General features: G+C 69.9%; 23 protein-coding genes. 8 read left to right on the top strand and 15 right to left on the bottom strand.

What is annotated here, in order from left to right:
* Positions 1-56: 56 nt before the first annotated feature.
* Genes sufU through KZX17_RS03715 form a run of 4 tightly spaced genes read right to left on the bottom strand, consistent with a single transcriptional unit; the run spans position 57 to position 4703 of the window.
* The gene (gene sufU / locus KZX17_RS03730; RefSeq protein ID WP_248170687.1) at positions 57-518 is read right to left on the bottom strand and encodes a Fe-S cluster assembly sulfur transfer protein SufU; all 462 of its coding nucleotides are present in this window, start codon (positions 516-518) and stop codon (positions 57-59) included.
* Entirely contained in the window at positions 515-1810 is a 1296-nt protein-coding gene (locus KZX17_RS03725; RefSeq protein ID WP_248170688.1) for a SufS family cysteine desulfurase, read from the bottom strand. Before KZX17_RS03725 ends, sufU begins: the two co-directional genes overlap by 4 nt.
* 53 nt (positions 1811-1863) lie before the next feature.
* A complete protein-coding gene (locus KZX17_RS03720) occupies positions 1864-2616 on the bottom strand; it encodes a hypothetical protein (RefSeq protein ID WP_248170689.1) in 753 nt (250 codons plus the stop codon).
* Between the two features lie 35 nt (positions 2617-2651).
* Positions 2652-4703 (bottom strand): APC family permease, encoded by a 2052-nt coding sequence (locus KZX17_RS03715; protein WP_248170690.1) that lies wholly within the window; start codon positions 4701-4703, stop codon positions 2652-2654.
* A gap of 61 nt (positions 4704-4764) precedes the next feature.
* On the opposite strand from KZX17_RS03715, the gene KZX17_RS03710 reads away from it, so the two are divergent.
* Positions 4765-5841, top strand: a complete 1077-nt coding sequence (locus KZX17_RS03710; RefSeq protein WP_248170691.1) for a VanZ family protein — start codon at positions 4765-4767, stop codon at positions 5839-5841.
* On the opposite strand, the gene KZX17_RS03705 is transcribed toward KZX17_RS03710, so the two are convergent.
* From KZX17_RS03705 to KZX17_RS03690, 4 genes are read right to left on the bottom strand one after another with little or no spacing between them, the layout of a single operon-like run.
* Positions 5835-6653: a hypothetical protein gene (locus KZX17_RS03705; RefSeq protein ID WP_248170692.1), complete on the bottom strand. Its 819-nt coding sequence runs from the start codon at positions 6651-6653 to the stop codon at positions 5835-5837. The genes KZX17_RS03710 and KZX17_RS03705 overlap by 7 nt on opposite strands.
* Complete coding sequence (locus KZX17_RS03700) at positions 6650-7864, bottom strand: amidohydrolase (protein WP_248170693.1); 1215 nt, start codon at positions 7862-7864, stop codon at positions 6650-6652. Before KZX17_RS03700 ends, KZX17_RS03705 begins: the two co-directional genes overlap by 4 nt.
* 10 nt (positions 7865-7874) lie before the next feature.
* Positions 7875-8900, bottom strand: coding sequence for a LacI family DNA-binding transcriptional regulator (locus KZX17_RS03695; protein WP_248170694.1), 1026 nt, complete (start codon positions 8898-8900; stop codon positions 7875-7877).
* A 1-nt stretch (position 8901) separates the two neighbouring features.
* Positions 8902-10575 carry a glycoside hydrolase family 13 protein gene (locus KZX17_RS03690; protein WP_248170695.1) on the bottom strand — a complete coding sequence of 558 codons (1674 nt, stop codon included), beginning with the start codon at positions 10573-10575 and terminating at the stop codon, positions 8902-8904.
* Between the two features lie 210 nt (positions 10576-10785).
* Between KZX17_RS03690 and KZX17_RS03685 the strand changes: the two genes are divergently transcribed.
* Positions 10786-11304, top strand: a complete 519-nt coding sequence (locus tag KZX17_RS03685; RefSeq protein WP_248170696.1) for an adenine phosphoribosyltransferase — start codon at positions 10786-10788, stop codon at positions 11302-11304.
* A 33-nt stretch (positions 11305-11337) separates the two neighbouring features.
* On the opposite strand, the gene KZX17_RS03680 is transcribed toward KZX17_RS03685, so the two are convergent.
* Genes KZX17_RS03680 through KZX17_RS03660 form a run of 5 tightly spaced genes read right to left on the bottom strand, consistent with a single transcriptional unit; the run spans position 11338 to position 15799 of the window.
* On the bottom strand, positions 11338-12252 hold the full coding sequence (locus KZX17_RS03680; protein WP_248170697.1) for a 2-hydroxyacid dehydrogenase: 915 nt from the start codon (positions 12250-12252) through the stop codon (positions 11338-11340).
* 20 nt (positions 12253-12272) lie between these two features.
* Complete coding sequence (locus tag KZX17_RS03675; RefSeq protein ID WP_248170698.1) at positions 12273-13073, bottom strand: ABC transporter permease; 801 nt, start codon at positions 13071-13073, stop codon at positions 12273-12275.
* Entirely contained in the window at positions 13070-13894 is an 825-nt protein-coding gene (locus tag KZX17_RS03670; RefSeq protein ID WP_248170699.1) for an ABC transporter permease, read from the bottom strand. Before KZX17_RS03670 ends, KZX17_RS03675 begins: the two co-directional genes overlap by 4 nt.
* On the bottom strand, positions 13891-14712 hold the full coding sequence (locus KZX17_RS03665) for an ABC transporter ATP-binding protein (RefSeq protein WP_248170700.1): 822 nt from the start codon (positions 14710-14712) through the stop codon (positions 13891-13893). Before KZX17_RS03665 ends, KZX17_RS03670 begins: the two co-directional genes overlap by 4 nt.
* Position 14713: 1 nt before the next feature.
* The gene (locus tag KZX17_RS03660) at positions 14714-15799 is read right to left on the bottom strand and encodes an ABC transporter substrate-binding protein (protein ID WP_248170701.1); all 1086 of its coding nucleotides are present in this window, start codon (positions 15797-15799) and stop codon (positions 14714-14716) included.
* A gap of 140 nt (positions 15800-15939) precedes the next feature.
* On the opposite strand from KZX17_RS03660, the gene KZX17_RS03655 reads away from it, so the two are divergent.
* Positions 15940-16371, top strand: a complete 432-nt coding sequence (locus KZX17_RS03655) for a DUF1761 domain-containing protein (RefSeq protein ID WP_248170702.1) — start codon at positions 15940-15942, stop codon at positions 16369-16371.
* Positions 16372-16375: 4 nt separating this feature from the next.
* Here KZX17_RS03655 and purQ read toward each other — a convergent pair whose 3' ends face one another.
* Together purQ and purS are read right to left on the bottom strand one after the other, a co-directional pair.
* Positions 16376-17083, bottom strand: coding sequence for a phosphoribosylformylglycinamidine synthase subunit PurQ (purQ, locus tag KZX17_RS03650; RefSeq protein WP_248170703.1), 708 nt, complete (start codon positions 17081-17083; stop codon positions 16376-16378).
* A complete protein-coding gene (gene purS, locus KZX17_RS03645; protein WP_248170704.1) occupies positions 17080-17325 on the bottom strand; it encodes a phosphoribosylformylglycinamidine synthase subunit PurS in 246 nt (81 codons plus the stop codon). The genes purQ and purS overlap by 4 nt, the downstream gene beginning before the upstream one ends.
* A 249-nt stretch (positions 17326-17574) precedes the next feature.
* Here purS and KZX17_RS03640 point away from each other — a divergent pair, with 249 nt between their 5' ends.
* From KZX17_RS03640 to KZX17_RS03620, 5 genes are all read left to right on the top strand, one after another.
* Complete coding sequence (locus tag KZX17_RS03640) at positions 17575-18849, top strand: ABC transporter substrate-binding protein (RefSeq protein WP_248170705.1); 1275 nt, start codon at positions 17575-17577, stop codon at positions 18847-18849.
* 81 nt (positions 18850-18930) lie between these two features.
* Positions 18931-19959 carry a carbohydrate ABC transporter permease gene (locus KZX17_RS03635; protein ID WP_248170706.1) on the top strand — a complete coding sequence of 343 codons (1029 nt, stop codon included), beginning with the start codon at positions 18931-18933 and terminating at the stop codon, positions 19957-19959.
* On the top strand, positions 19956-20873 hold the full coding sequence (locus KZX17_RS03630) for a carbohydrate ABC transporter permease (protein WP_248170707.1): 918 nt from the start codon (positions 19956-19958) through the stop codon (positions 20871-20873). Before KZX17_RS03635 ends, KZX17_RS03630 begins: the two co-directional genes overlap by 4 nt.
* Before the next feature lie 10 nt (positions 20874-20883).
* A complete protein-coding gene (locus tag KZX17_RS03625) occupies positions 20884-22350 on the top strand; it encodes a GH1 family beta-glucosidase (protein WP_248170708.1) in 1467 nt (488 codons plus the stop codon).
* Positions 22351-22369: 19 nt separating this feature from the next.
* The gene (locus tag KZX17_RS03620; protein WP_248170709.1) at positions 22370-23380 is read left to right on the top strand and encodes a LacI family DNA-binding transcriptional regulator; all 1011 of its coding nucleotides are present in this window, start codon (positions 22370-22372) and stop codon (positions 23378-23380) included.
* Position 23381: the final 1 nt, after the last annotated feature.

Below are 23381 nucleotides of genomic sequence, written 5' to 3'. Positions count from 1 at the left end.
CTGCCAAGCGACGCCCTCGTCCGCCGGCTGAGGCCCGGGCGAGGGCGTCCTCGCGTTCAGGCCCGGGCGAGGGCGTCCTCGAGCGCGACCCACGCGAGCATCGCGCACTTCACCCGCGCCGAGAACTTCGAGACGCCCGACAGGGCCGCCGCATCGGCGAACGTCTCCTCGTCGAGCGGGATGCTGCCGCGCGACCGGAGCGCCTCGCGGAACCGGTCGATCAGCGCGACGGCATCCTCCCGCGGCAGGCCGGCGTCTCCGCCGTCCTCCTCGACGAGGGCGGCGAGCATCGAGGCGGACGCCTGCGAGATCGAGCAGCCCGACCCCTCCCAGGACAGATCGACGATGCGCTCTCCGTCGTCGTCGACGCGCACCCGAAGGGTGATGTCATCACCGCACATCGGGTTGTGCTGGTGCGAGCTCGCCGAGCGTCCCGCCTCCTCCGACAGGCCGCGCCCGTGCGGGTGCTTCGAGTGATCGAGGATGAGCTCCTGATAGAGCGAGTCGAGACCGTTCATGCGTTCACTCCGAAGTACGGGCGGATGCCGGTGACGGCGTCCAGGAAGGCATCGACATCGGCGTCGGTGTTGTAGAGGGCGGCGGATGCGCGGACGGATGCGGTCATCCCGAATCGGCGGTGCAGGGGTGCGGCGCAGTGGTGGCCGACGCGGACGGCGATGCCTTGGGCGTCGAGGAATTGTCCGGCGTCGTGGGCGTGGACCCCGTCGACCTCGAACGCCCAGAGCCCGACGCGTTCGGCGCCGTCGGCGTCGCCGAGGAGGCGGATGCCGGGGATGTCGATGAGGCCGTCGCGCATGCGTGCGGCGAGGCGTTGTTCGTGGGCGTGGACGGCGGCGAGCCCGGCGTCTTGGAGGTAGGCGACGGCTGCGGCCAGCCCGATCGCGGGGCCGATGGGTTGCGTCCCGGCCTCGAACCGCTGCGGCGGGGGGAGGTACCCGGCCTCGTCGAGGGTGACGGTGGTGATCATCGACCCGCCGGTGAGGAACGGGGGCAGGGCTTCGAGGATCTCGCTGCGGCCGTAGAGCCCGCCGATCCCGTAGGGGCCGAGCATCTTGTGGCCGCTGAACACGGCGAGGTCCACACCGAGGGCGGGCAGGTCGAGCTGCATGTGCGGGGCGGATTGGCACGCGTCCATCACCGTGAGCGCGCCGACCCGCCCGGCGAGGGCGACGAGCTCGGTGACGGGGTTCACGATCCCGAGCACGTTGGACACGTGCGAGAACGCGACGATCCGGGTGCGGTCGCCGATGAGGTCGGCTGCGGCGTCCATGTCGAGCCGGCCGTCGTCGTGGACCGGGATGTGGCGCAGCACCGCACCGGTGCGGGCGGCGAGTTCCTGCCACGGGATCAGGTTCGCGTGATGCTCCGCCTCGGTCACCACGATCTCATCCCCGGGCTGCAGCACGTACCGGGCCGATGCGGGCGCACCCCGACCCAGGGTCGCGTTGGAGATGCTGTACGCGATGAGGTTCAGCCCCGCCGTGGCACCGCTGGTCCACACGAGCTGCTCGGGCCGTGCACCCACGAACCGGGCCACCGCAGCCCGGGCGTCCTCGAACAGGTCGGTCGCCTCCGCGGCCAGGGTGTGCGCACCGCGGTGCACGGCAGCGTTGCTGGAGGTCAGGAAGTCGTACTCCGCCTGCAGCACCTGCCGCGGCTTCTGACTCGTCGCAGCCGAATCCAGATACACCAGGGGGTGCCCGTTGACCTCCTGCTGCAGGATCGGGAAATCCGCACGCAACCGGGCAGCGTCGAACGTGGCCGACTCGGACAGGACGGGGGAAGACACCCCTCTAGGCTACGCCGGTACACGGACCCGCGGCCGGTGGTAGCGGAGGGCCGTCAGAGCTCCGAATACGGACGGTAGGTGATCTGGACGACGGCGGATCCGTCGGTCTCGACCCACGGCGAATAGCCGTAGACCTCGTCCTCGACGGCGTCATCGTCCCGATCGGTCGCGAAGAAGAATCGCGGCGTGCCGTCGGACATCTCGATCTCCTCGTCGGGATCGAGCGCGCGGACGTCGTCGACGCTCAGTCCGACGGCGAGACCGAACTCGCCCACGACGGCGATCCCGTTCACCTCATTCGCCGTGATGGATGCGTACGACGGGGTGAAGTACTCGTCCCGTGACTTGCCGCCCTCACTGGGGATCATGTCGCGCAGTGCGAACCCATCCCAGTTGTACGAGGTGTAGTCCGGGAAGTGGGTCTGATCACCCTCGACGAGCGATTCGCTCGGCTCCGCACCGAACACGTCGGTGAGCTCCGCGACGGCGTCATCCGCATCGTCGGTCCAGAGATAGGTGAACAGGCTGGTCCCGTCCTCGGCGACGATGTCGAAGCCATCCGGGCCCACCGCGACCTCGCGAGGTGTCGCATCCGCACTCGCGCTCGGCGTCGAGCTGGGAGTCGGGGTCGGGGACGGCGTCGGGGACGGTTGCTGGTCGACGGGGGTGGACGACGGCGAGGGGGCTGCGGCAGGTTCCGTCGGCCGACCGAGGAACATGACGAGCACCAACACGACGGCGACGGCCAGCACCCCCGCGGCGATCAGGAGCGGAACCAGTGCCTTCGAGCGGCTCTGCGCAGTCATGCCGTCATCCTGGCAGAGCCGGCGCCCGGGATCCCTCAGTTGTCGGAATGCTCCACCAAACCGTAATGACGCTGTTCGATGCGACCACCGCGGTCATCGCCCGGGAGCGGTCGCGAGCGACGGCCGTAGATGATCTCCGACGAGTCGAGCAGCCACGGCACGAGGGTCACGGTGACGCCGTGCACCATCATGAGCTGCTGCGCGATGCGACGCGCACGACGGTTGTGCAGCGGTGTCTCCCACCAGTGACCCACGATGTACTGCGGCAGGTAGACCGTCACCACCGACGGACCGTGCTTCTCGCGATACTTCTCGATGAACCCGATCAACGGCGATGCGTACTGCCGGAAGGGGGAGTCGACCACGATCAGGGGCACCGGCATGCCGTGGTACTGCCAGTCGGCCTTCAGCTCGGCGATGTCGTCGCCCGCGATGGCGACGTGGACGGCGAGCGTCTTGTCGTGCTTCGCGGCGAGGGCGTAGTCGATGGCCTTCGCGACGGGCTTCTGCAGCTTGCCCACCAGCACGATGGCCAGGTCGCCCGTCGAGCCGAATCGCACGGTGTCGTCCATCGCGATCTCGTGCTCGACGTCGCGGTAGTAGCGGTTCACGCCGACCATGAGGAAGGCGAGCACCGGCATCGCGAGGAAGACGAGCCAGGCACCGTGGGTGAACTTCGTCACGGTCACCACCACGAGGACCGCCACCGTGAACGCGGCGCCGACGCTGTTGATCGCGAGACCGGTCAGGGCCTCGCGCCGCGCGGCCGAGTGCTTCTTCAGCAGTCGCAGCTCGCGCCGCCAGTGACGGACCATCCCGATCTGGCCGAGGGAGAACGAGACGAAGACACCGATGATGTACAGCTGGATGAGGGTGGTCAGGTCGGCCTGGAAGACGACGAGAATGAGGATCGCAGCGCCGCCGAGGATCAGCATCCCGTTCGAGAACACCAGTCGGTCGCCACGCGAATTGAGCGACTTCGGCGCGTAGCTGTCGCGCGCGAGGACGGACCCGAGCAGCGGGAAGCCGTTGAACGCGGTGTTCGCCGCGAGCAGCAGGACGCACGCGGTCGCGGCCTGGATGACGAAGAACGGAATCGAGTCACCGCCGAACGTCGCGGACGCCACCTGCGCCATGAGGCTCGGCTGCGGACCGGCCGCGCAGTCGAAGCCCACGAGGTCGCACGGGTTCTCGGCGTAGTGCACGCGGGAGATGAGGGCGAGGGCGGTGAGCCCCGTGAACAGGAGGATCGCGATCCCGCCCATCAGGACGAGCGTCGTCTGCGCGTTCTTGATCTTCGGCTTGCGGAACGCCGGGACGCCGTTGCTCACCGCTTCGACGCCGGTCAGGGCGGAGCATCCGCTCGAGAAGGCCCGCAGGATCAGCAGGATGAAGGCGATCTGCGAGAGGCTCTCGGTCTGCACCGTGAACTCGGCACTCGAGGCGACGGGCGCATCGCCGACGGCCCACCGGAAGAGCCCCGTCACGATCATCAGGGCGACCGAGCCGATGAAGATGTAGGTCGGGATCGCGAAGGCCTGGGATGCCTCGCGCACACCGCGCAGGTTCACGATCACCAGCAGGACGACGAAGCCGATGGCGAGCTCGACGCGCCACGGGTCGAGCACGGGGATCGCTGAGATGATGTTGTCGACGCCGGATGAGACCGACACCGCCACCGTGAGCACGTAGTCGACCAGCAGGGCGGATGCCACGACGACCCCGGCCTTCTCGCCGAGGTTCGTGCGGGCCACCTCGTAGTCGCCGCCACCCGAGGGATACGCCTTGATGAGCTGTCGGTAGCTCAGCACGACGACGATCAGGAGCACGACGACCGCCGCCGCGACGTGCGGCGCGAAGGCCATGAACGCGGTGCCGCCGATGAGCAGGATCATCAGCAGCTCCTGCGGCGCGTACGCGACGGAGGAGAGCGCATCCGAGGCGAAGATCGGCAGCGCCCGCTTCTTCGGCAGGAGCTGCCCGTCGAGCTTCTCGGAGTCGAGGGGCTCGCCGATCAGCATGCGCTTGACGGCGGGCGACGGGGCCGCGTTCGGGTCGCGACTATCAGTGGTCACGGCGGGCGACATTACGCCTCGAGCGGAATCCGTGCAACGTCAGGCGTTCCGTCCGTGTCAATAGACTCCCGACATGGCCGCCCAGCTGTACTCCGCCCTCATGGCCGTGCTCTTCGGTGTCATCCTGGGGGTGCTGCTGTTCGTCCCGCTCGTCGCCGTCAGTTATCGACGCCGCGGACGGCTGACGCTTCCGCGACTCGCATTCTGGGCGGCATCCCTCGTCTACTTCGTCGCGATCTGGACCTATACGCTCCTGCCGATCCCCTCGTCATCGGACTACCGCTGTGCGGGAGCCGTGCTGACCCTCCGCCCGACGATCGATGACATCGCGGGCGCGATCGCCGACGGCAGCCCGCTCACGGATGTGCGCCTGCTCCAGGTCGCCTTCAACGTCCTGCTGTTCGTTCCTCTCGGCTTCCTCGTTCGGGTCGTCGGGCGGCGCGGCGTGCTCATCGGGGCAGCGACCGGTCTCGCGGTCTCGCTCGTCGTCGAATTCACCCAGCTCACCGGCGTGTGGGGCGTCTTCCCCTGCGCATACCGTCTCTTCGACGTCGGCGACCTCACGACGAACGTCACCGGTGCGATCGTCGGCTCGCTCCTCGGCCTGTTCGTGCCGGGCCGCCTCCGCGGCGTCGAGCGGGCAGCGGACGCCGACGAACCACGACCCGTCACGCGGTGGCGGCGGCTGCTCGCGATCGTGTGCGACGTGCTCGGCGCTTCCATCCTCGCTGCGGCGGCGGGCGCAGCCGTGCAGCTCATCCTGCAGTTCGTGCTCGGACGGCGTGACCTCGTCGAGGACGGCACCTGGGGCGACCTCGCCGCCGCGTGGGTCCCGATCGCCGTCTGGCTCGCGGTCATCCTCACGAGCGGTCGGTCGGTCGGGGATCTCGCCGTCGAGCTCCGCTTCGCGGGCGGCCGGATGCCGGAGGTGCCGGCGCGCCTGCTGCGCTTCGCGGGCGGGATCGGCGGGTACCTGCTCGTCGCTCAGCTGTTCGGGGATGCGGGGATCGCGGCCGGGGCCTTCGGGCTGCTCGCCGTCGTGCTCTTCTTCACCACTCAGGCGGGTCGAGGACTGCCCGGGGTCCTGTCCGGACGCGAGCTGATCGATGCCCGCGCGACGTCACCGGCGGCATCCGCCCGCGGTCACTGACCGCGGGCGCGGAAGACGTACGTGACCGAGGCCACCTCTTGGGCAGATTCGTCCGACTCGACGAAGGCGCTGAACACCCGGTTGCCGTCGTTGTAGAACGTCCCGCGGCCGTCCCCGAAAGCGAGCCGGACCCGGCCGTTCGTGAGCGCGACCTCGTCCACCGGGTTCTTCGCGCGGGCGTCGTCGAGGCTCTGCCCCACCGTGATGCCGAACTCGTTCGTGACCCGGACGTCCGCGGGGAGACCGGCGGTCACCGCGACGTACGTCGGCGCCGGCACCTCACTGCGCGAGCGGCCGCCGTCGCCGAGGAACACGTCGTAGAAGCGGAAGCCCTTCCACACGTAGATGTCGTAGGCCCAGTTCTCAGCGTCGCCGTTGACGAAGTCCTCCTCCGGCGCCGTGCCGAAGGCCTCGGTGAGCGCCTCGATCGCGGGCGCCGGGTCGTCGGCCCACCGGTGCGTGAACTCGCCGTCGGCCGTCGTGAGCGTGAACCCGCTCCCGTTCAGCGCGATGGCCGTCGAGGGCGCTTCCTCGGTCGGCGTCGCGCTCGGCTGCGGCTGCTGCTGCGGGGTCGACGGCTGGGGCGCGGGGTCCGCCTCGGCCGACTCGGATGCCGCGGGGCCGGCGGTCGTCGGGGCGGTGACGCGCAGGAGGTAGACGCTCACCACCACGATGGCGGCGATGAGCATCACCCCCGCGACGGCCCCGAGGATCATCGGGGTCCGGTTCGGATTGCGGGGCTTCTTCTCGGGCTCGACGTGCTCCTGCGGGTCGAGCGGGGCGAACGGCAGCCAGTCGTCGTTGTTGCTCACGCGAGGAACTCCCTTGCGGCGACGGTCAGCGCATCGACGCCGCGCTCGATGGTCGGGTGCAGGATCGGGGCGAAGTAGGGGGAGTGGTTCGTCGGGATGTCCTTCGACACCGTGCCCGCGGCGACCGCGTCCGCGAAGCGCTGCGGCTCGACACCGCCCCAGAACCAGTAGACGAGCGGGACGCCGGCTTCGCGAGCGAACCACGAGACGTCCTCGCTTCCGGTGAACATGCCGGGGTCGATGACGGTGCCCTGCCCGAAGGCCGCGTCGAGCGCGGCCGTCAGGCGCGCCGTCGAGGCGGGGTCGTTGATGGTCGGCGGCAGGCTGTGCTGGGTCGAGATGACGGGTCCCTGCTCCGCTCCGGAGGCCGCGGCCTCCGCCCGCACGATGCGCTCCACGCGGGCGAGGATGTCGGCGCGGGCGTCGTCGTCGGGGTACCGCAGGCTCAGCTCGAGGGTCGCCTCGGCGGGGATGATGTTGTTCTTCAGTCCGGCGTGGATCGACCCGACGGTGACGACCGCCATCTCGCGCGGGTCGACCTCGCGCGAGACGACCGTCTGCAGTCGCATGACGGTCGCGGCGGCCATGACGACCGGGTCGATCGTCGCGTGGGGTCGTGATCCGTGTCCGCCGCGGCCGAGGAGCTTCACGGTCAGCCCGTCGGATGCCGCCATCTGGGTGCCGGGTCGCACACCGATCGTGCCGGCCGGCAGCGGGGTGAGGTGCTGACCCAGGACGATGTCGGGCTTCGGGTAGCGGTCGAAGACGCCGTCGGCGATCATCGCCTGCGCGCCCGCCCCGTACTCCTCGGCCGGTTGGAAGACGGCCACGACGGTGCCGGACCACTCCTCGCGGGATGCCTGGAGCTTCTCGAGTGCGCCCAGCAGGGCGGTGACGTGCATGTCGTGCCCGCATGCGTGCATGACCGGCACGTCGGTGCCCGCCGGGTCGACCCCGCGGGCGGTGCTCGCGTAGGGCAGACCTGTCAGTTCCTCCACGGGGAGGCCGTCCATGTCGGCGCGCAGCCAGACGACCGGTCCCTCGCCGTTGCGGATCGCCGTGACGACACCGGTGCGCCCGACGCCCTCCTCGTACTCGAGTCCGATCGCCGCGAGCTCGCGCGTGATGACACCGGCGGTCCGGGTCTCCTGGAATGACAGTTCCGGGTGCCGGTGCAGGTCGGTGTAGATCGCGTCGAGGTCGAGAGGCATGTCTTCGAGCCTACGGGGCGTGACGCCCCGCAACCTCTGCGGTTTCTCCATGCGGCGGCGGCCCGGTCGAGGTCCGCTCGATGAGGCGGAACGGCAGCTCCCCGGTGGCATCCTCCCCGTCCAGCAGCGCGAGCACGGCATCCGCCGCTCGTTCGCCCTGCTCGTGCGGGAACTGCGCGATCGTGGTGAGGCCGAAGAACCCGCCCATCTCATGGCCGTCCACGCCGATCACCGACAGGTCGCGCGGCACGTCGAGCCCTCGCTCGCGGGCCGCGAACAGCACGCCGAAGGCGATCTCGTCGGATGCCGCGAACACGGCGGTCGGTCGGTCCGGGGCATCCAGCAGCGCGGCGGCCGCGCGATGTCCGCCCTCGATCGTGAAGTCGGCCATTGCGAAGGGGGCGGTGCGGCCGGCATCCGCCATCGCCTCGGCGAAGCCCTGCCGGCGCAGCGACGGGATGTCCAGCCCCGGCTCACCGGGGCGGCTGGTGCCGATGTGCGCGATGCGACCGTGACCGAGGTCCAACAGGTGCTGCGTCGCGGCGCGGGCGAGGGCCCGTTCGTCGACGCGCAGCGCCGGCAGCCGTGCGCTCGCCGAGCCGAGACCCACGACGGGCAGGTGCAGTCCGAGGAGCCGATCGACCTCGTCCTCGTCCAGTTCGAGCGAGAGGACGATGAGCGCGTCGACGCGGCCGCGGCGCAGCGACACGTCCAGCACGTCTGACCGCTGCGACGGATCGGCGGTCATGCTGTACAGCGTCATGTCGTAGCCGCGAGGGGCGAGTCGCCCGGCGATGCCGTCGAGGACGTTCGCGAAGAACCAGCGGTCCAGCAGCGGCACGACGACGCCGATGTTCGCGGCGCGCCCGGTTGCGAGCGCGGATGCCGCGGCCGAGACCACGTAGCCGAGGTCGGCCGCGGCGGCGCGCACGCGGGCGCGGGTCGCATCCGAGATGCGCCCGCGCCCGCTGAGCGCGCGAGAGACGGTCGCCGCCGAGACGCCTGCGGCGCGGGCGACGTCGTCGATGCCGGTCACGTCAGTCGGCGGCGATCCACACCGTGGTGTCGGCGGGGAGCTCGGAGCCCTCGAACGCGTCGCTCTCGACCAGCAGCATCCCCTTCGGCAGGGCCACGGGGGTCGTGCCGGCGTTCGCGATCACCGTGATGTCGCCGTTGCGGAACGCGATGACGTCGTCACCGTGGCCCTCGAGCCACTCGATCCGACCCGAGCCGAGGTCGTGCAGACGGCGCGTCGCGAGCAGCGTGCGGTAAAGCCACAGCGTCGAGTCCGGCTGGTCCTCCTGGACGTCGCGCGCGAGCGCGGTCCACTCGGCGGGCTGCGGCAGCCAGCTCTCGCCCGTCGGGCTGAAGCCGAACGCGCCCTGATCGGCGGTCCAGGGCAGCGGCACGCGGCATCCGTCACGTCCGTAGCGCTCGCCCTCGGTGCGGAACCAGGTCGGGTCCTCGCGGACGTCGTCGGGCAGCTCCATGGCTTCGGGGAGGCCGAGCTCCTCGCCCTGGTACAGGTAGGACGAGCCGGGGAGGGCGAGCATGAGCGCGGTCGCCGCACGAGCGCGACGAAGGCCCGCGGCGGGGTCGGGCTTGCCGGGCGTCGTCGGTCCCACGCCGTGGCCCTGCGGGTGGCCGGGCATCGCGAGGCGGGTCGCGTGGCGGATCACGTCGTGGTTGGAGAGCACCCAGGTCGCGGGGGCGCCCACCGCCGGGAAGGCGCGCAGCGACTCGCTGATGACCTCGCGCAGCTGCGCGGCATCCCATTCGCTCATCGCGTAGGGGAAGTTGAAGGCCTGGTGCATCTCGTCGGAGCGGACCCACTTGGCGGTCTCGTCGACCGTGGGCAGCCACGCCTCGGCGCACAGCGCGCGGTCCCCGTCGTACTCCGCGAGCACACGGTGCCATTCGCGCCAGACCTCGTGGACGCCGTCCTGACCCCAATACGGGACCGGCTCCGCGCCGCCCATCGAGTCGGCCTCGGCCGGCGGGGTGTAGTCGGGCAGGCCGTCGGCCTTGATGAGGCCGTGCGCCACGTCGACGCGGAAGCCGTCGACACCGCGGTCGAGCCAGAAGCGGAGGGTCGCCTCGAACTCGGCGCGGACCTCTCGGTTGGTCCAGTCGAAGTCGGGCTGCGTGCTGTCGAACAGGTGGAGGTACCACTGACCGTCTGGGATGCGGGTCCAGGCCGGGCCGCCGAAGACGGACTCCCAGTTGTTGGGGGGCAGCTCACCGTGCTCGCCCTGGCCGTCGCGGAACATGTAGCGCGCGCGCTCGGGGCTGCCGGGCCCGGCGGCGAGAGCCTGCTGGAACCACACGTGCTGGTCGGAGGAGTGATTCGGGACGAGGTCGATGATGACGCGGATGCCGCGGGCGTGCGCCGCCTCGAGCATGTCGTCGAAGTCGCCGAGCGTGCCGAACAGCGGGTCGACGTCGCGGTAGTCGGCGACGTCGTAGCCGGCGTCCTTCTGCGGCGAGGTGAAGAACGGGCTCAGCCAGACCGCGTCGATGCCGAGCGAGGCGAGGTCGTCGAGGCGCGAGGTGATGCCGGGGAGGTCGCCGATGCCGTCGCCCGACGCGTCGGAGAAGGAGCGGGGGTAGATCTGGTAGATCACTGCGGTGCGCCACCACTCGGCGCCCGGACGGCTCTCGCCGATCTCAGCCAGGGTCGACGCGGTGGTCGCGAGGGAGGGGGAAGTCATGCGCGCCAGTGTAGTGCAAGCGCTTGCGCACCCGGCGGCCGGGCGCGGGCGGCGACGTCCGGTGGCCTCGACTGCAGCAACTCCTCAGATGTGCGCGCGGGGGGCTCGTCGGAGCTGCCCCGGACCGGGCCGCGCGCGTTCTTCGAGGAGTCGGCGCTGCGCCGCCGTGCACCCCGGGCGCCATCAGCCGGGTCGACTACCCTCGACCCAGTGAATCCCGACGCACTCGCCCGAGCCGAAGCGCTCATCGCGACTATTCCCGACTTCCCCGAGCCCGGCATCCTCTTCCGTGACGTCTCGCCGTTGCTGGCGGATGCCGCGGGTCTGCGCACCATCGCGATGGCGATGGCCGAGCCGTTCGTCGGCACGTTCGACGTGGTCGCCGGTGTCGAGGCGCGCGGATTCCTGCTCGCCGGCGCCATCGCCATCGCCTCGGGGACAGGACTGGCGCCGATCCGCAAGGCGGGCAAGCTGCCTCGACCGGCGGGATCGGTCAGCTACGACCTCGAATACGGCAGCGCGACGATCGAGATGTCGGGCGACCTCGTCGACGGCGCGCGCGTGCTGCTGGTCGACGACGTGCTCGCGACGGGCGGGACCCTGCGGGCGGGGCAGCAGCTGCTCGAGTCGCTCGGCTATGCGCTCGCCGGCACCTCGGTGCTCATGGAGCTGTCCGGGCTCGGCGGGCGCGCGGTCTGCGGCCCCGTGCACAGCGTGTTCGAGGTCTGACCGGCCTTCGCGGTCGACGCGCGACCGGCGGCCTCAGGTGCGGATGACGACGTTCTCCGGCTCCTCACCGCGCTGCAGGTGCTCTATCTGACGCCGGATGAGGCGCTCCACCCGCGGGAACATCGCCGAGGTCGCGCCCCCGACGTGCGGTGCGATGAGCACGCCGTCGAGCGTCCACAGCGGGTGGTCCGCCGGGAGCGGCTCGGGTTCGGTCACGTCGAGCGCGGCACGGATGCGGCCGCGCCGGACGTGGTCGACCAGCGCGTCGGTGTCGACGAGTGAGCCGCGGCCGACGTTGACCACGAGGGCCCCGTCGGGGAGCGACGCGAGGAAGGCGTCGTCGATGATGTGGCGGGTCGATTCGCCGCCCGGCAGCGACGTGATGACGATCTCGGCCGTGGGGAGGAGGTCCTCGAGCTCGCCGACCGCGTGCACGTGGACGCCGTCCTCGTCCCGCGCCGTCGAGGCGACGGGGATGATCTCGACCTCGAACGGGGCGAGCCGCGCGGCGATCGCCTTGCCGACGCCGCCGTAGCCGAGCACCAGGACCCGCCGGTCTGCGAGGCTGTCGGCTCGCACCGGCGACCACTCGCCCTCTGTCTGCGCCCGGACGAAGCGGACGAACTCGCGCTGTGCGGCGAGGGTGAGCGCGAGGGCGAGCTCGGCCGTCGACGTCTCGTGGACGGTGGATGCGTTCGCGAAGACGACCCCCGCGGGCAGCTTCTCCTCGGTGCCCTCGTAGCCGATCGACTGACCCTGCACGAGTCGGGTGCGCACATCGGCGAGGAGGGGAAGACCCTCACCCGCCGACATGTACGGGGGAACGACGATGTCGATCACCTGTCGCGGCGGCGGGCCGTCCATCTTCCACACCACCACCTCGGCGCCGGTGTCGGCGAGGTTCTCGGCGAGCTTCTCGGACGGGACGCTGACGCTGATCGAAGCCATGCTCCGAGGCTACCGGCGGGTCAGTCGACGGTCGTCGTCATACCCATGCGGGCGAGGACGACGTTCTCGACGATCTGCACCAGGTTGTAGAGGACGAGCGTCACGAGGGTGATGATCGCGACCGACGCCCACAGGTCGTCGAAGCGCGCCTGCGCGGTGAACTTCTGGATCATGCCGCCGATCCCCGTGCCCGTCGACAGCCATTCGGCCAGCAGGGCGCCGGTCACGGCCCCCGGGACGGACACGCGCGCCGCGGCGAACAGCGAGGGCAGCGCGCCCGGCACGTCGACCTTGCGCAACTGCGTCCAGCGTCCGCCGCCGTAGACGCGCACCAGGTCGAGGCTCTGCGGGGACGCTCGGGAGAGGCCGAAGAGGATCGACGCGAGGGCGGGGAACAGGACGACGATGCTGCCGATGACGGCGACGGATGCCGCGGTGCCGCGCCCCGTGATGAGGATGATGACGGGGGCGATCGCGACGAGCGGGACGCTGCGCAGCAGCAGTGCGAGTGGCATGACGCCGGCTTCGACCGCGCGCGAGAGAGAGAAGACGATCGCGAGCACGAGGGCGGCCGCCATCCCGGTCACGAATCCGAGCGCGGCGTCGCCGAGGGTCTGGCGCACGAGCGGGGCGAGGGCGTCCCGGTGGGCCGCGGCATCCTCGTCCGTGAACAGGAACTCCCACACGTCCACCGGTCCCTTGGCGACGTAGGGCGAGATGCCGGTGAAGGACACCACCGCCCACCACGCGGCGACCACGATGGCGAGGGTCAGTACAGCGTGTGCGCTCGAGCGGCCGAGCGCGCGGCCGGCGCCCTTCATCGGCGCACTCCCGAGACCCAGGGGGTCACCAGGCGACTCACGAGGCCGAGCAGTGCGTAGCCGAGCAGTGCGACGAACGCGGTCAGCAGGAAGACGGCCCAGACGCGGGGCGAGTCGAGGTCGCCCTGCAGCTTGATGAGGGTGATGCCGACGCCTTGGTCGATCGCCCCCATGTACTCGCCCAGGATCGCCCCGAGGAACGCCGTCGGCACCGCGATCTGCAGGGCGTTGAGGATCGCCGGCGCCGCCGCGATCAGGCGCACCTTGCGCAGCTGGGTGAAGCGCGATCCGCCGTACACCCGGACGACGTCGAGCGAGGCGCGGTCGGCCGCCTTGAACCCGACGAGGGCGCCGACGACCGTGGTGAAGAAGACGGCGAGGGCGGCGAGGAAGATCGCCGTCGCGCTGAGGTCGCCGGCGCGCTTGGCGGCCGGCAGGACGACGACGGCGATGCCACCCACGGCGACCACCGGCAGGCAGTAGCTGACGACGGCGATCTGCGTCACGACGGTTTCGGCCCTCGGGACGAGCAGGACCACCGAGGCGAGCAGGAGGGCGATCGCGTTGCCCCAGGCGAACCCGATCAGCGCCTCGGAGATCGTCACCTGGAACACCGGCCAGTACGCGGCCAGGCCGTCCGAGGCGATCGTCGCGAACACCGTCCACGGGTCGGGCACCGGCGTGAAGGTCGTGCCCGGGGCGGGCACGAAGGCGGTCGCCGAGAACAGCCACCACGCGCCGAGCAGCGCGACGACGCCGAGGACGGCGGCCGTCCCGCGCGGCGCGCGGCGCGTCCGCCGGGCAGCCGGTGCGCTCGTCATGACTCGGCTGCCGCGCGACCGTCGTCCGAGAACAGCAGATCGGATGCCCGGTCCACGAGCGCGTGGAACTCGGGCGTCCGCTGCATCTCGGGCAGGCGCGGGCGGGGCAGGTCGACCTCGATGACTTCCTTGATGCGTCCCGGTCGGGGCGACATCACGGCGACGCGGTCGGAGAGGAAGATCGCCTCGGAGATGCCGTGGGTGACCATGAGCGTCGTCGCGGGCTTCTCGGTCCAGATCCGGAGCAGCTCGAGGTTCAGGTTTCGCCGCGTCATGTCGTCGAGTGCGCCGAAGGGCTCGTCGAGCAGGAGCACCGACGGCTTGAGGCTGAGGGCGCGGGCGATCGACACCCGCTGCCGCATGCCGCCCGACAGCTGTGCGGGCTTCGCCTTCTCGAAGCCGCGGAGACCGACCAGCCCGATCAGTTCGTCGATGTAGTCGCGGTCGGGTGTGCGCCCGGCGACCTCGAACGGCAGGCGGATGTTGGCGAGGACGCTCCGCCACGGCAGCAGCGCGTGGTCCTGGAAGGCGATGCCGAGCTCGTGGTCGCGGCGCAGCTGCGCGGGCGACTTGCCGTCGACGCGCACCTCGCCCTCCGTGGGCTGCTCGAGGTCGGCGAGGATGCGCAGGATGGTGGACTTGCCGCATCCCGACGGGCCGAGCAGCGACAGGAACGAGCCCTGATCGGTGTGCAGGTGTGTGTCGGCGAGGGCTTCGACGGTGCGTCCGGGTCCGGTGTGGAAGGTCTTCGCGAGACCGTCGATGCGGATGCCGGTACCCGCGAGGGGCCCGGCATCCGCGACGTTGGTGCTGGTCATGTCAGGGCAGGTAGTCCTTGAGCTCGGGGTTCTCGGCGTAGATCCCGTCGATGATCGTCGTGTCGAAGAGGTCCTCGACGCTGACGTCCCAGCCGGCGGCGGCGAGGGAGTCGACGGTCTGCTGCTTGAGCTCGTCCGAGATCGTGAACAGGCCGTTCGCTTCGGTCTCATCGGTCGAGATCAGCAGGTTCTGCGCCTCGATGCCCTTCATGGTCTTCTCCGGGTCGAGTGCTCCGAAGACGGACTCGAGGCCGTCCTCGGACTCCTCGGCCGCCTGGTTGTAGTACTGCTCGACGAGCGAGACGGTGTCGGCCGCCGGCTCCTTGAACACGTGGGTCCACCCCTTGATCTCGGCCGTGAGGAAGTCCGTGAGCAGTTCCTCGTTCTCGGCCAGGTACTGGTCGGTCACGGTGAAGGTCTCGGCGACGTAGGGCACGCCGTTCTCCGCGTAGGCGAGGTTCGTCACGTCGTACCCGGCAAGCTCGACCGTCAGGGCTTCGTTCGTGAGGTACGCCATGAAGCCGTCGACCTCGCCGTTCATCACCGGGGTCGGGTTGAAGTCGACCGGGACCACCTCGACGTCGGCGGGGTCGATGCCGTTCGCGTTCAGCAGGGCTGCGAACACCGAGGCGTTGGAGTCCTGTACGCCGATCTTCTTGCCGATCAGATCCTGCGGTGTCGTGATGTTCGCTCCGTCGGCGAGCGACAGGATCGTGAAGGGGTTCTTCTGGAACGTGGCGCCGATGATCTTGAGCGGCGCGTCCTGCTCGGCGACGGCCGCACCGACGGATGCCGCATCGCTCAGCGCGACCTGCACGGTGCCGGACAGGAGCTTCGCGACCCCGGTGTCGGGGCCGGAGATGCCGACGACGTCGGAGAAGCCGGCATCCTCGTAGTAGCCCTTCTCGTACGCGTAGAACTCGCCGGCGAACTCCTCGTTCTTGATCCACGAGTACTGCACGCTGATCTCACCGTGGTCGACGTCGCCCTCGGCGCCGGCGGGTTCACCTCCGGCGGCGCAGCCGGCGAGCAAGAGGGCGGTGGCGGCGGCGAAGGCGAGCGCGATGGCGCGGGGGTGTCGAGGCAAGGGGGACTCCGGGTTCATGCTTCGGGACATGGAGGTGCGATGCCGAAGCTAGACCCGCCGCGTTTCCGCCCCGTTTCGCCCGTGTGGCGCTACTGTCGCCCCAACTGCACCAGCCCCGCAACCCTGACCTGGAGGTCGCCGTGATCCCCGAGATCAACTACTGGACCGTCATCCTCGCGACTCTCTCCAGTATGGTGGTCGGGTCGATCTGGTACGCGCCGAAGGTGTTCGGCACACGCTGGTCGCGGCTGGCCGGCGTCGACATGGACCGCCCCGCGTCCACGGCGACCGTCGCCATCGTCGTCACCCTGTTCGTGAGCTTCGCGACGGCCTGGGTGCTGGCAGGGGCGACGACCATCGCCTGGCACTTCTACGAGGGGTCCTACCTCTGGGCGGCGGTCGTCACCTCGGTGCTGCTGTGGGCGGGTCTCACCGCGGCGCGGTTCATCACCCACGACGCCTTCGAGGGGCGTCCGTCGTCCCTCACCGTGCTGAACATCGCGCACGAACTGGTGACCCTGCTCGTGATGGCGGTCATCGTCGGCGTCTGGCCGCCGGCCGGCACGGTCTGAGGGATCAGGCGGCGGCGTGCACGACGGCGGCGACCGCCGAGGTGAAGAACGTCAGCCCGTCGACACCGGAGCGCATCGCGGCTGAGGTGTCGGGTCCGAACCCGGCCTCGATCGCGTGTTCGGGATGCGGCATGAGTCCCACGACGTTGCCGTGCTCGTTGGTGAGGCCGGCGATGTCGTCGATCGACCCGTTCGGGTTGACGCCGGCGTAGCGGAACGCGACGAGGCCTTCGCCCTGGATGCGCGCGAGCGTGTCATCCGAGGCGATGTAGCCGCCGTCGGCGTTCTTCAGCGGGATGACGATCTCCTGGCCCTTGCGGAAGCCGCTCGTCCACGCGGTGTCGTCGTTCTCGACGACCAGGCGCTGATCGCGGCGGATGAACTGCTGGTGCGCGTTGCGGATGAGCCCGCCCGGCAGCAGGTGCGCCTCCACGAGCATCTGGAAGCCGTTGCAGATCCCGAGGATCGGCATCCCCTTGGCCGCGGCATCCTTCACCTCGGACATGATCGGCGCGAGCGCCGCGATCGCGCCGGCGCGCAGGTAATCGCCGTAGCTGAACCCGCCCGGCAGGACGAGCGCGTCGACGCCGTCGAGATCGTGGGAGCCGTGCCACAGGGCGACCGGCTCGGCGCCCGCGAGGCGGATGGCCCGCCGCGCGTCGCCGTCGTCGAGGGAGCCGGGGAACGTGATGACGCCGATGCGGGCGGTCACTCGACCACCTCGATGCCCACGACGTCCTCGATGACCGCGTTCGAGAGGATCTCGTCGGCGATCGTCTTGACCGCGGCGAGGGTGGCCTCGTCGGCCGAGTCGACGGTGAGCTCGAAGCGCTTGCCGATGCGGACGTCGCCGAACCCGGCGTGCCCGAGGCGGTGCAGCGCACCGGCGACGGCCTTCCCCTGCGGGTCCAGCAGCTCGGCCTTGGGCATGACGTCGACGACGATGGTGGGCATCAGAAAGCTCCGGGATGTCGCGGGCAGGGGTGCGCGACCAGTCTAGAGCCCGCCGGGCGACGCCGTGGGCGGCCGGCAGCGAGGTCCCGTGACCAAACCGTGACGCGGTGCGTGGGAGCGCTCTCTTGACACCGTGGGAGCGATCCCATAGCGTCACTCGCAACCGCTGAGAGCGCTCCCACATCCGATCCGCAGCCACGCACCGGCTGTCTGCACGTGCGCCCTCTCCACACCACAAAGGAGTGTCCTGTGAACACACGCGCCCTGCGCCGCGTCGGCGTCCTCGCCGCCGTCGCCTCGACGTCCGCCCTCGTCCTGGCCGGCTGCGCCGGCGGCGGCGAGAACGCCGCGAACACCGGCGACGGCGAGAAGGTCACGCTGACCATCGCGACCTTCAACAACTTCGGATACACGGACGAGTTCCTCCAGAAGTACGAGGACGAGAACCCGAACGTCACGATCGTCCACAACAAGGCAGCCGAGTCCGGCGACGCCCGCAAGAACTTCTTCCAGAAGCTCGGCAAGGGCGGACTCGCCGACATCGAGGCCGTCGAGGTCGACTGGCTCAGCGAGGCCATGCAGTACTCCGACCTGCTCGCTCCCGTCCCCGACGACCTCAAGGGCCGCTGGCTGGACTGGAAGGAGCAGGCCGCGACGGATGCCGACGGCAACCTCATCGGCTACGGCACCGACATCGGCCCGCAGGCGATCTGCTACCGCGCCGACCTGTTCGAGGCCGCGGGCCTCCCCTCCGAGCCCGCCGAGGTCGAGGCGCTGTTCGACGGCGACTGGAACACCTACTTCGACGTCGCGGACCAGTACCGCGAGGCATCCGGCAAGGCCATGATCGACTCGGCCAACTCGGTCCTGCAGGGCATCGTCAACCAGATCGAGTACACCTACGACGAGCCCGACGGCACGGTCATCGCGACCTCGAACCCCGAGATCGCCGACGCCTACAAGAGCGTCACCGAGCGCGCCGTGCCGAACTCGGCCTACTCCGCGCAGTGGGGCGACGACTGGATCGCGTCCTTCCAGGGCGACGACTTCGCGACTGTGCTGTGCCCCGGCTGGATGCAGGGCATCATCGCCGGCTACGCGCCCGACCAGGCGAACTGGAAGATCGCGAACACCTTCCCGAACGGCGGCGGCAACTGGGGCGGCTCGTACCTGACCGTCCCGGCGAACGGCGCGAACGTCGAGGAGGCGCAGAAGCTCGCCGACTGGCTGTCCGCTCCCGAGCAGCAGGTCGAGGCGTTCGTCAACGTCGGCGCGTTCCCCAGCCAGGTCGACGCGTATGAGAACGCCGACCTGACCGGCTACGTCAACGACTACTTCGGCGGTGCGAAGACCGGTGAGATCGGCGCCGACCGCGCCGAGGCGGTCACGGTCCTGCCGTTCAAGAGCGCGGACTACTTCAAGTACCACGACGCACTGCAGAACGCGGTCAACCGCGTCTTCGACGGCTCGGAGTCCGAGACCGCGGCCTGGGACACCTGGGTGGCCGAGGTCGAGGCTTTCTGACCCGCACATGACCGGGATGCCGGCCGTCACCCTGCGACGGCCGGCATCCCCACCACCGCTCGACGACGACGGAGACGCCACGTGACCACCACCGACACCCGACCACGGACTCCGCTGGAGGACCGTTCCGCACCGGCGGAACGTCCTGTCCGTGTGCTCTCCTTCCGCCAGCAGCTCAGCCGGTGGGACGTGAAGGTCTCGCCGTACCTCTACATCTCGCCCTTCTTCATCCTCTTCGCGGTCGTGGGCCTGTTCCCGATCGGATTCACCGCGGTGATCTCGTTCCAGGAGTGGGACCTGATCCGCAACTCCGGCACCTACGTCGGGTTCGACCAGTACGCCTGGATCCTGAACGACCCGAAGTTCTGGGTGGCCCTGCGCAACACCTTCAGCATCTTCCTGCTGTCCACCGTTCCGCAGCTGATCCTCGCGGTGTTCATCGCCGCCATGCTCGACCGCAACATCCGCGCGAAGACCTTCTGGCGGATGAGCGTCCTGCTCCCCTTCGTCATGGCCCCCGTCGCCGTGGCGCTCATCTTCAGCAACATGTTCGGCGATGTGCACGGCCTCGTGAACAACGCGCTCGGCGCCGTCGGGCTCGAGCCGATCGCGTGGCACAAGGACCCGTTCTGGAGCCACGTCGCCATCGCGACGATGGTGAACTTCCGCTGGACGGGATACAACGCGCTCATCCTGCTGGCGGCCATGCAGGCCGTCCCCCGGGAGTACTACGAGGCGGCCACCGTGGACGGGGCGGGTGCATTCCGCCAGTTCTTCAGCATCACGCTGCCGTCACTGCGCCCGACGCTCATTTTCGTCATCATCACCTCGACGATCGGCGGACTGCAGATCTTCGACGAGCCGCGGATGTTCGACAACACCGGGGAGGGCGGCCCCGCGCAGCAGTGGCTGACCATCACGTTGTACCTCTACAACATCGGCTGGGGCGAGTTCAATTTCGGCCGCGCCGCCGCGCTCGCGTGGATCCTGTTCATCATCATCGTGGTGATCGGTCTCGTGAACCTCCTCATCACCCGCCGCCTCGTCCGCGACGAAGGTGGCCGCGGCGTGCGAACGCCGCGACGCGCACGGAAGGACACCGCACGATGACCACCATCAGTGAGCCGCCCCTGGCCATCGTCGAGGAGAACATCCCGAACGCCGCGCGCCGCCGTCGGGGCGAGCGGACCACCCGCATCCGCGGCGTCCGCGCCGGCTTCTGGGTCTACGTCGGGCTCGGCGTCGTCGCGGTGTCGGCGATCTTCCCCTACTACTGGTCGTTCCTCATCGGCTCCGGCGACCAGTTCACGATCAACGACCCGAACCTGTCCTGGATCCCCGGCGCGAACTTCGTCAGCAACGCGCTGTCGGTCATGAACGACCCCGCGGTGAACTTCTGGCTGGCCCTGTGGAACTCGATCTTCAGCTCGACGGTGATCGCGGCATCCGTCGTGGTCTTCTCGACGCTGGCCGGCTGGGCCTTCGCGAAGCTGCGCTTCCGAGGGAGCAAGTTCCTCCTCGCCTTCGTCGTGGCCACCATGGCCGTCCCGATGCAGCTGGGCGTCGTGCCCCTGTACATCCTCTTCGCGGACCTCGGATGGACGGGCACGATCGGCGCCATCATCATCCCGGCCCTCACGAGCGCCTTCGGCGTGTTCTGGATGACGCAGTACATCGGTCAGACGGTTCCCGACGAGCTCATCGAGGCCGCGCGCGTCGACGGTGCGAGCCAGCTGCGCACGTTCTGGACCGTCGGCGTCACCGCCGCGCGTCCCGCCGCGGCGATGCTGTTCCTGTTCACCTTCGTCGGTGCCTGGAACCAGTTCTTCTGGCCCTTCATCGTGCTCGACCGGCAGAGCCCCACCCTCCCTGTCGCGCTGTCGCTCCTGCAGGCCAACTACTTCGTCGACTACTCGGTCGTGCTCGCCGGCGTCCTGCTGGCCACGATCCCGCTGATCCTGCTGTTCGTCTTCGCGGGCAAACAGCTCGTGAGCGGCATCATGGCCGGCGCAGTCAAGGGCTGAGGGTCATCACATGAGCGTGATGGCGCAGGAGTACTCTGCCCCCGTGTCCACCCGATTCCCCACCGGTTTCCTGTTCGGCGCGGCGACCGCCGCCTACCAGATCGAGGGGGCCGCGTTCGAGGACGGTCGTACGGCCTCGATCTGGGACGCGTTCAGTCGCGTGCCCGGGGCGGTCATCGGCGGCGACAACGGCGACATCGCCTGCGACCACTACCACCGGTACCGCGACGACGTCGCCCTCATGAAGGAGCTCGGTCTCGACACGTACCGGTTCTCGACGTCGTGGTCGCGCGTGCGGCCGGACGGCGGCGCGGTGAACGAGAAGGGACTCGACTTCTACAAGCGGCTCGTCGACGAGCTGCTCGGCGCCGACATCCTGCCCTGGCTCACGCTGTATCACTGGGACCTGCCGCAGGCGCTCGAGGATCGGGGTGGCTGGACGGTCCGCGAGACGAGCGAGCGCTTCCTCGACTACGCGATGTCGGTCCACGACGCGCTCGGCGATCGCGTCGTGAACTGGACGACGCTCAATGAGCCGTGGTGCTCGTCGTTCCTGAGCTACACCGGCGGCATCCACGCTCCTGGCCGGTTCTCCATCGCCGACGGGATGCGGGCATCGCACCACCTCCTGCTCGGCCACGGTCTCGTCGTCGACGAGCTGCGTCGCCGCGACGCCGACCTCCGTCTCGGCATCACCCTCAACCTGACCGTCGCCGAGCCCGCCGACGCCGCGAAGCCGGAGGACGTGGACGCAGCGCGACGGATCGACGGCCAGTTCAACCGCTGGTTCCTCGATCCGATCTTCGGACGCGGGTACCCGGCCGACATCGTCGCCGACATCCGGGCGGTGGATGCGGCGGCGGTCGAGCGCTTCGAGGAGGCCGTCCTCCCCGGCGACCTCGAGACGATCTCGCGCCCGCTCGATGCCCTGGGCGTGAACTACTACCACGGCGAGTTCGTGGGCGGCACACCGCCCGAGGACCCGCCCCTGCCCGGCGACGCCCCGACCGACCGGGTGATCGGGTCGCCGTGGCCTGCCGGAGACGCGATCTACTGGTACGAGCGCGGTCTGCCGCGCACCTCGATGCACTGGGAGGTGCAGCCCGAGGCCCTGACGGTGCTGCTGCAGCGTGTCTGGGCGGAGTACGCGAAGGATGCCGGGACCGCCCTCTACGTGACCGAGAACGGCGCCGCCTTCGACGACGAGGCGGTCACCGAGGGCGACGGGCTGCGGGTGCACGACGCCGACCGCGTGGCCTTCCTCCGCGGTCACCTCGCCGCGATCGCGGATGCCGCCGAGGGCGGCGTCGATGTCCGCGGGTACTTCTACTGGTCGCTCATGGACAACTTCGAGTGGGCGTGGGGGTACGAGAAGCGGTTCGGTCTGATCCGCGTGGACTACGCCACGCAGCGCCGCACACTCAAGGACAGCGCGCTGGAGTATCGTCGGGTCATCGCAGCCCGAGCGATCGAATGAACGCAGTCCCGAGGTGACCGTGACCGATACCGTCCACACGCCGGTGACCATCGAAGAGGTCGCGGCCGCCGCAGGCGTGTCGCGTTCCACGGTGTCGCGCGTCGTGAACGGGTCGACGGCGGTGAGCCCCGCGGCCCTCGAGGCGGTGCGTCGGGCGATCAGCGAGCTGAGCTACGTGCCCAACCGCGCGGCACGGTCGCTGGCCAGTCGCGCCACGATGGCCATCGCCCTCGTCGTCCCCGAGGACACCACGCGCTTCTTCGGCGACCCGTTCTTCGCGTCCATCGTCACGGGCATCAACAAGCGGATGTCGAAGTCCGACTACGTGCTGAACCTGATCATCGCGAGCGACGACCCCGACGACAAGGCGACGGCGTATCTTCGCAGCGGCGCGGTGGACGGGGCCATCATCGTGTCGCACCACACGAGCGACGCCTTCATCGACCGCATCGCCGCCGCGATGCCGGTGGTCTACGGGGGACGCCCCGTGCGCGAGCGCGAGCGCGACTACTACGTCGACGTCGACAACGTCGAGGGCGGCCGCGTGGCCACGCAGCACCTCGTCGACCGCGGCCATCGTCGCATCGCGACGATCACCGGACCGCCGACCATGCCCGGTGGCATCGACCGTCTCGCCGGGTTCCAGGAGGCGCTGGATGCCGCAGGCCTGACAGCGGTCGCGATCGAGGACGGCAACTTCACCGCCGACGGGGGAGCGGCCGCGATGCGCCGCATCATCGCGTCGGGCGTCGCGTTCGACGCGCTCTTCGTGGCGAGCGACCTGATGGCGCGCGGCGCACTCGTCGAACTGGCGCGTGCCGGAATCGGTGTCCCCGACGACGTGGCCATCGTGGGCTACGACGACTCCCCGGTGGCGACCTCGGTCACGCCGGCGCTGACGACGGTGCGCCAGCCGTCCTTCGAGCAGGGTGAGCTCATGGCCGACACGCTGCTGTCGCTTCTGGCGGGCGGTCAGCCGCCGCACGTCACGCTGCTCGAGACGCAGCTCGTCGTCCGCGACTCCGCCTGAG

The sequence above is a fragment of the Microbacterium sp. EYE_78 genome (genome assembly GCF_023149035.1).
Classification (GTDB): Bacteria; Actinomycetota; Actinomycetes; order Actinomycetales; family Microbacteriaceae; genus Microbacterium.
This window is presented reverse-complemented; position numbering and strand designations above follow the sequence as displayed.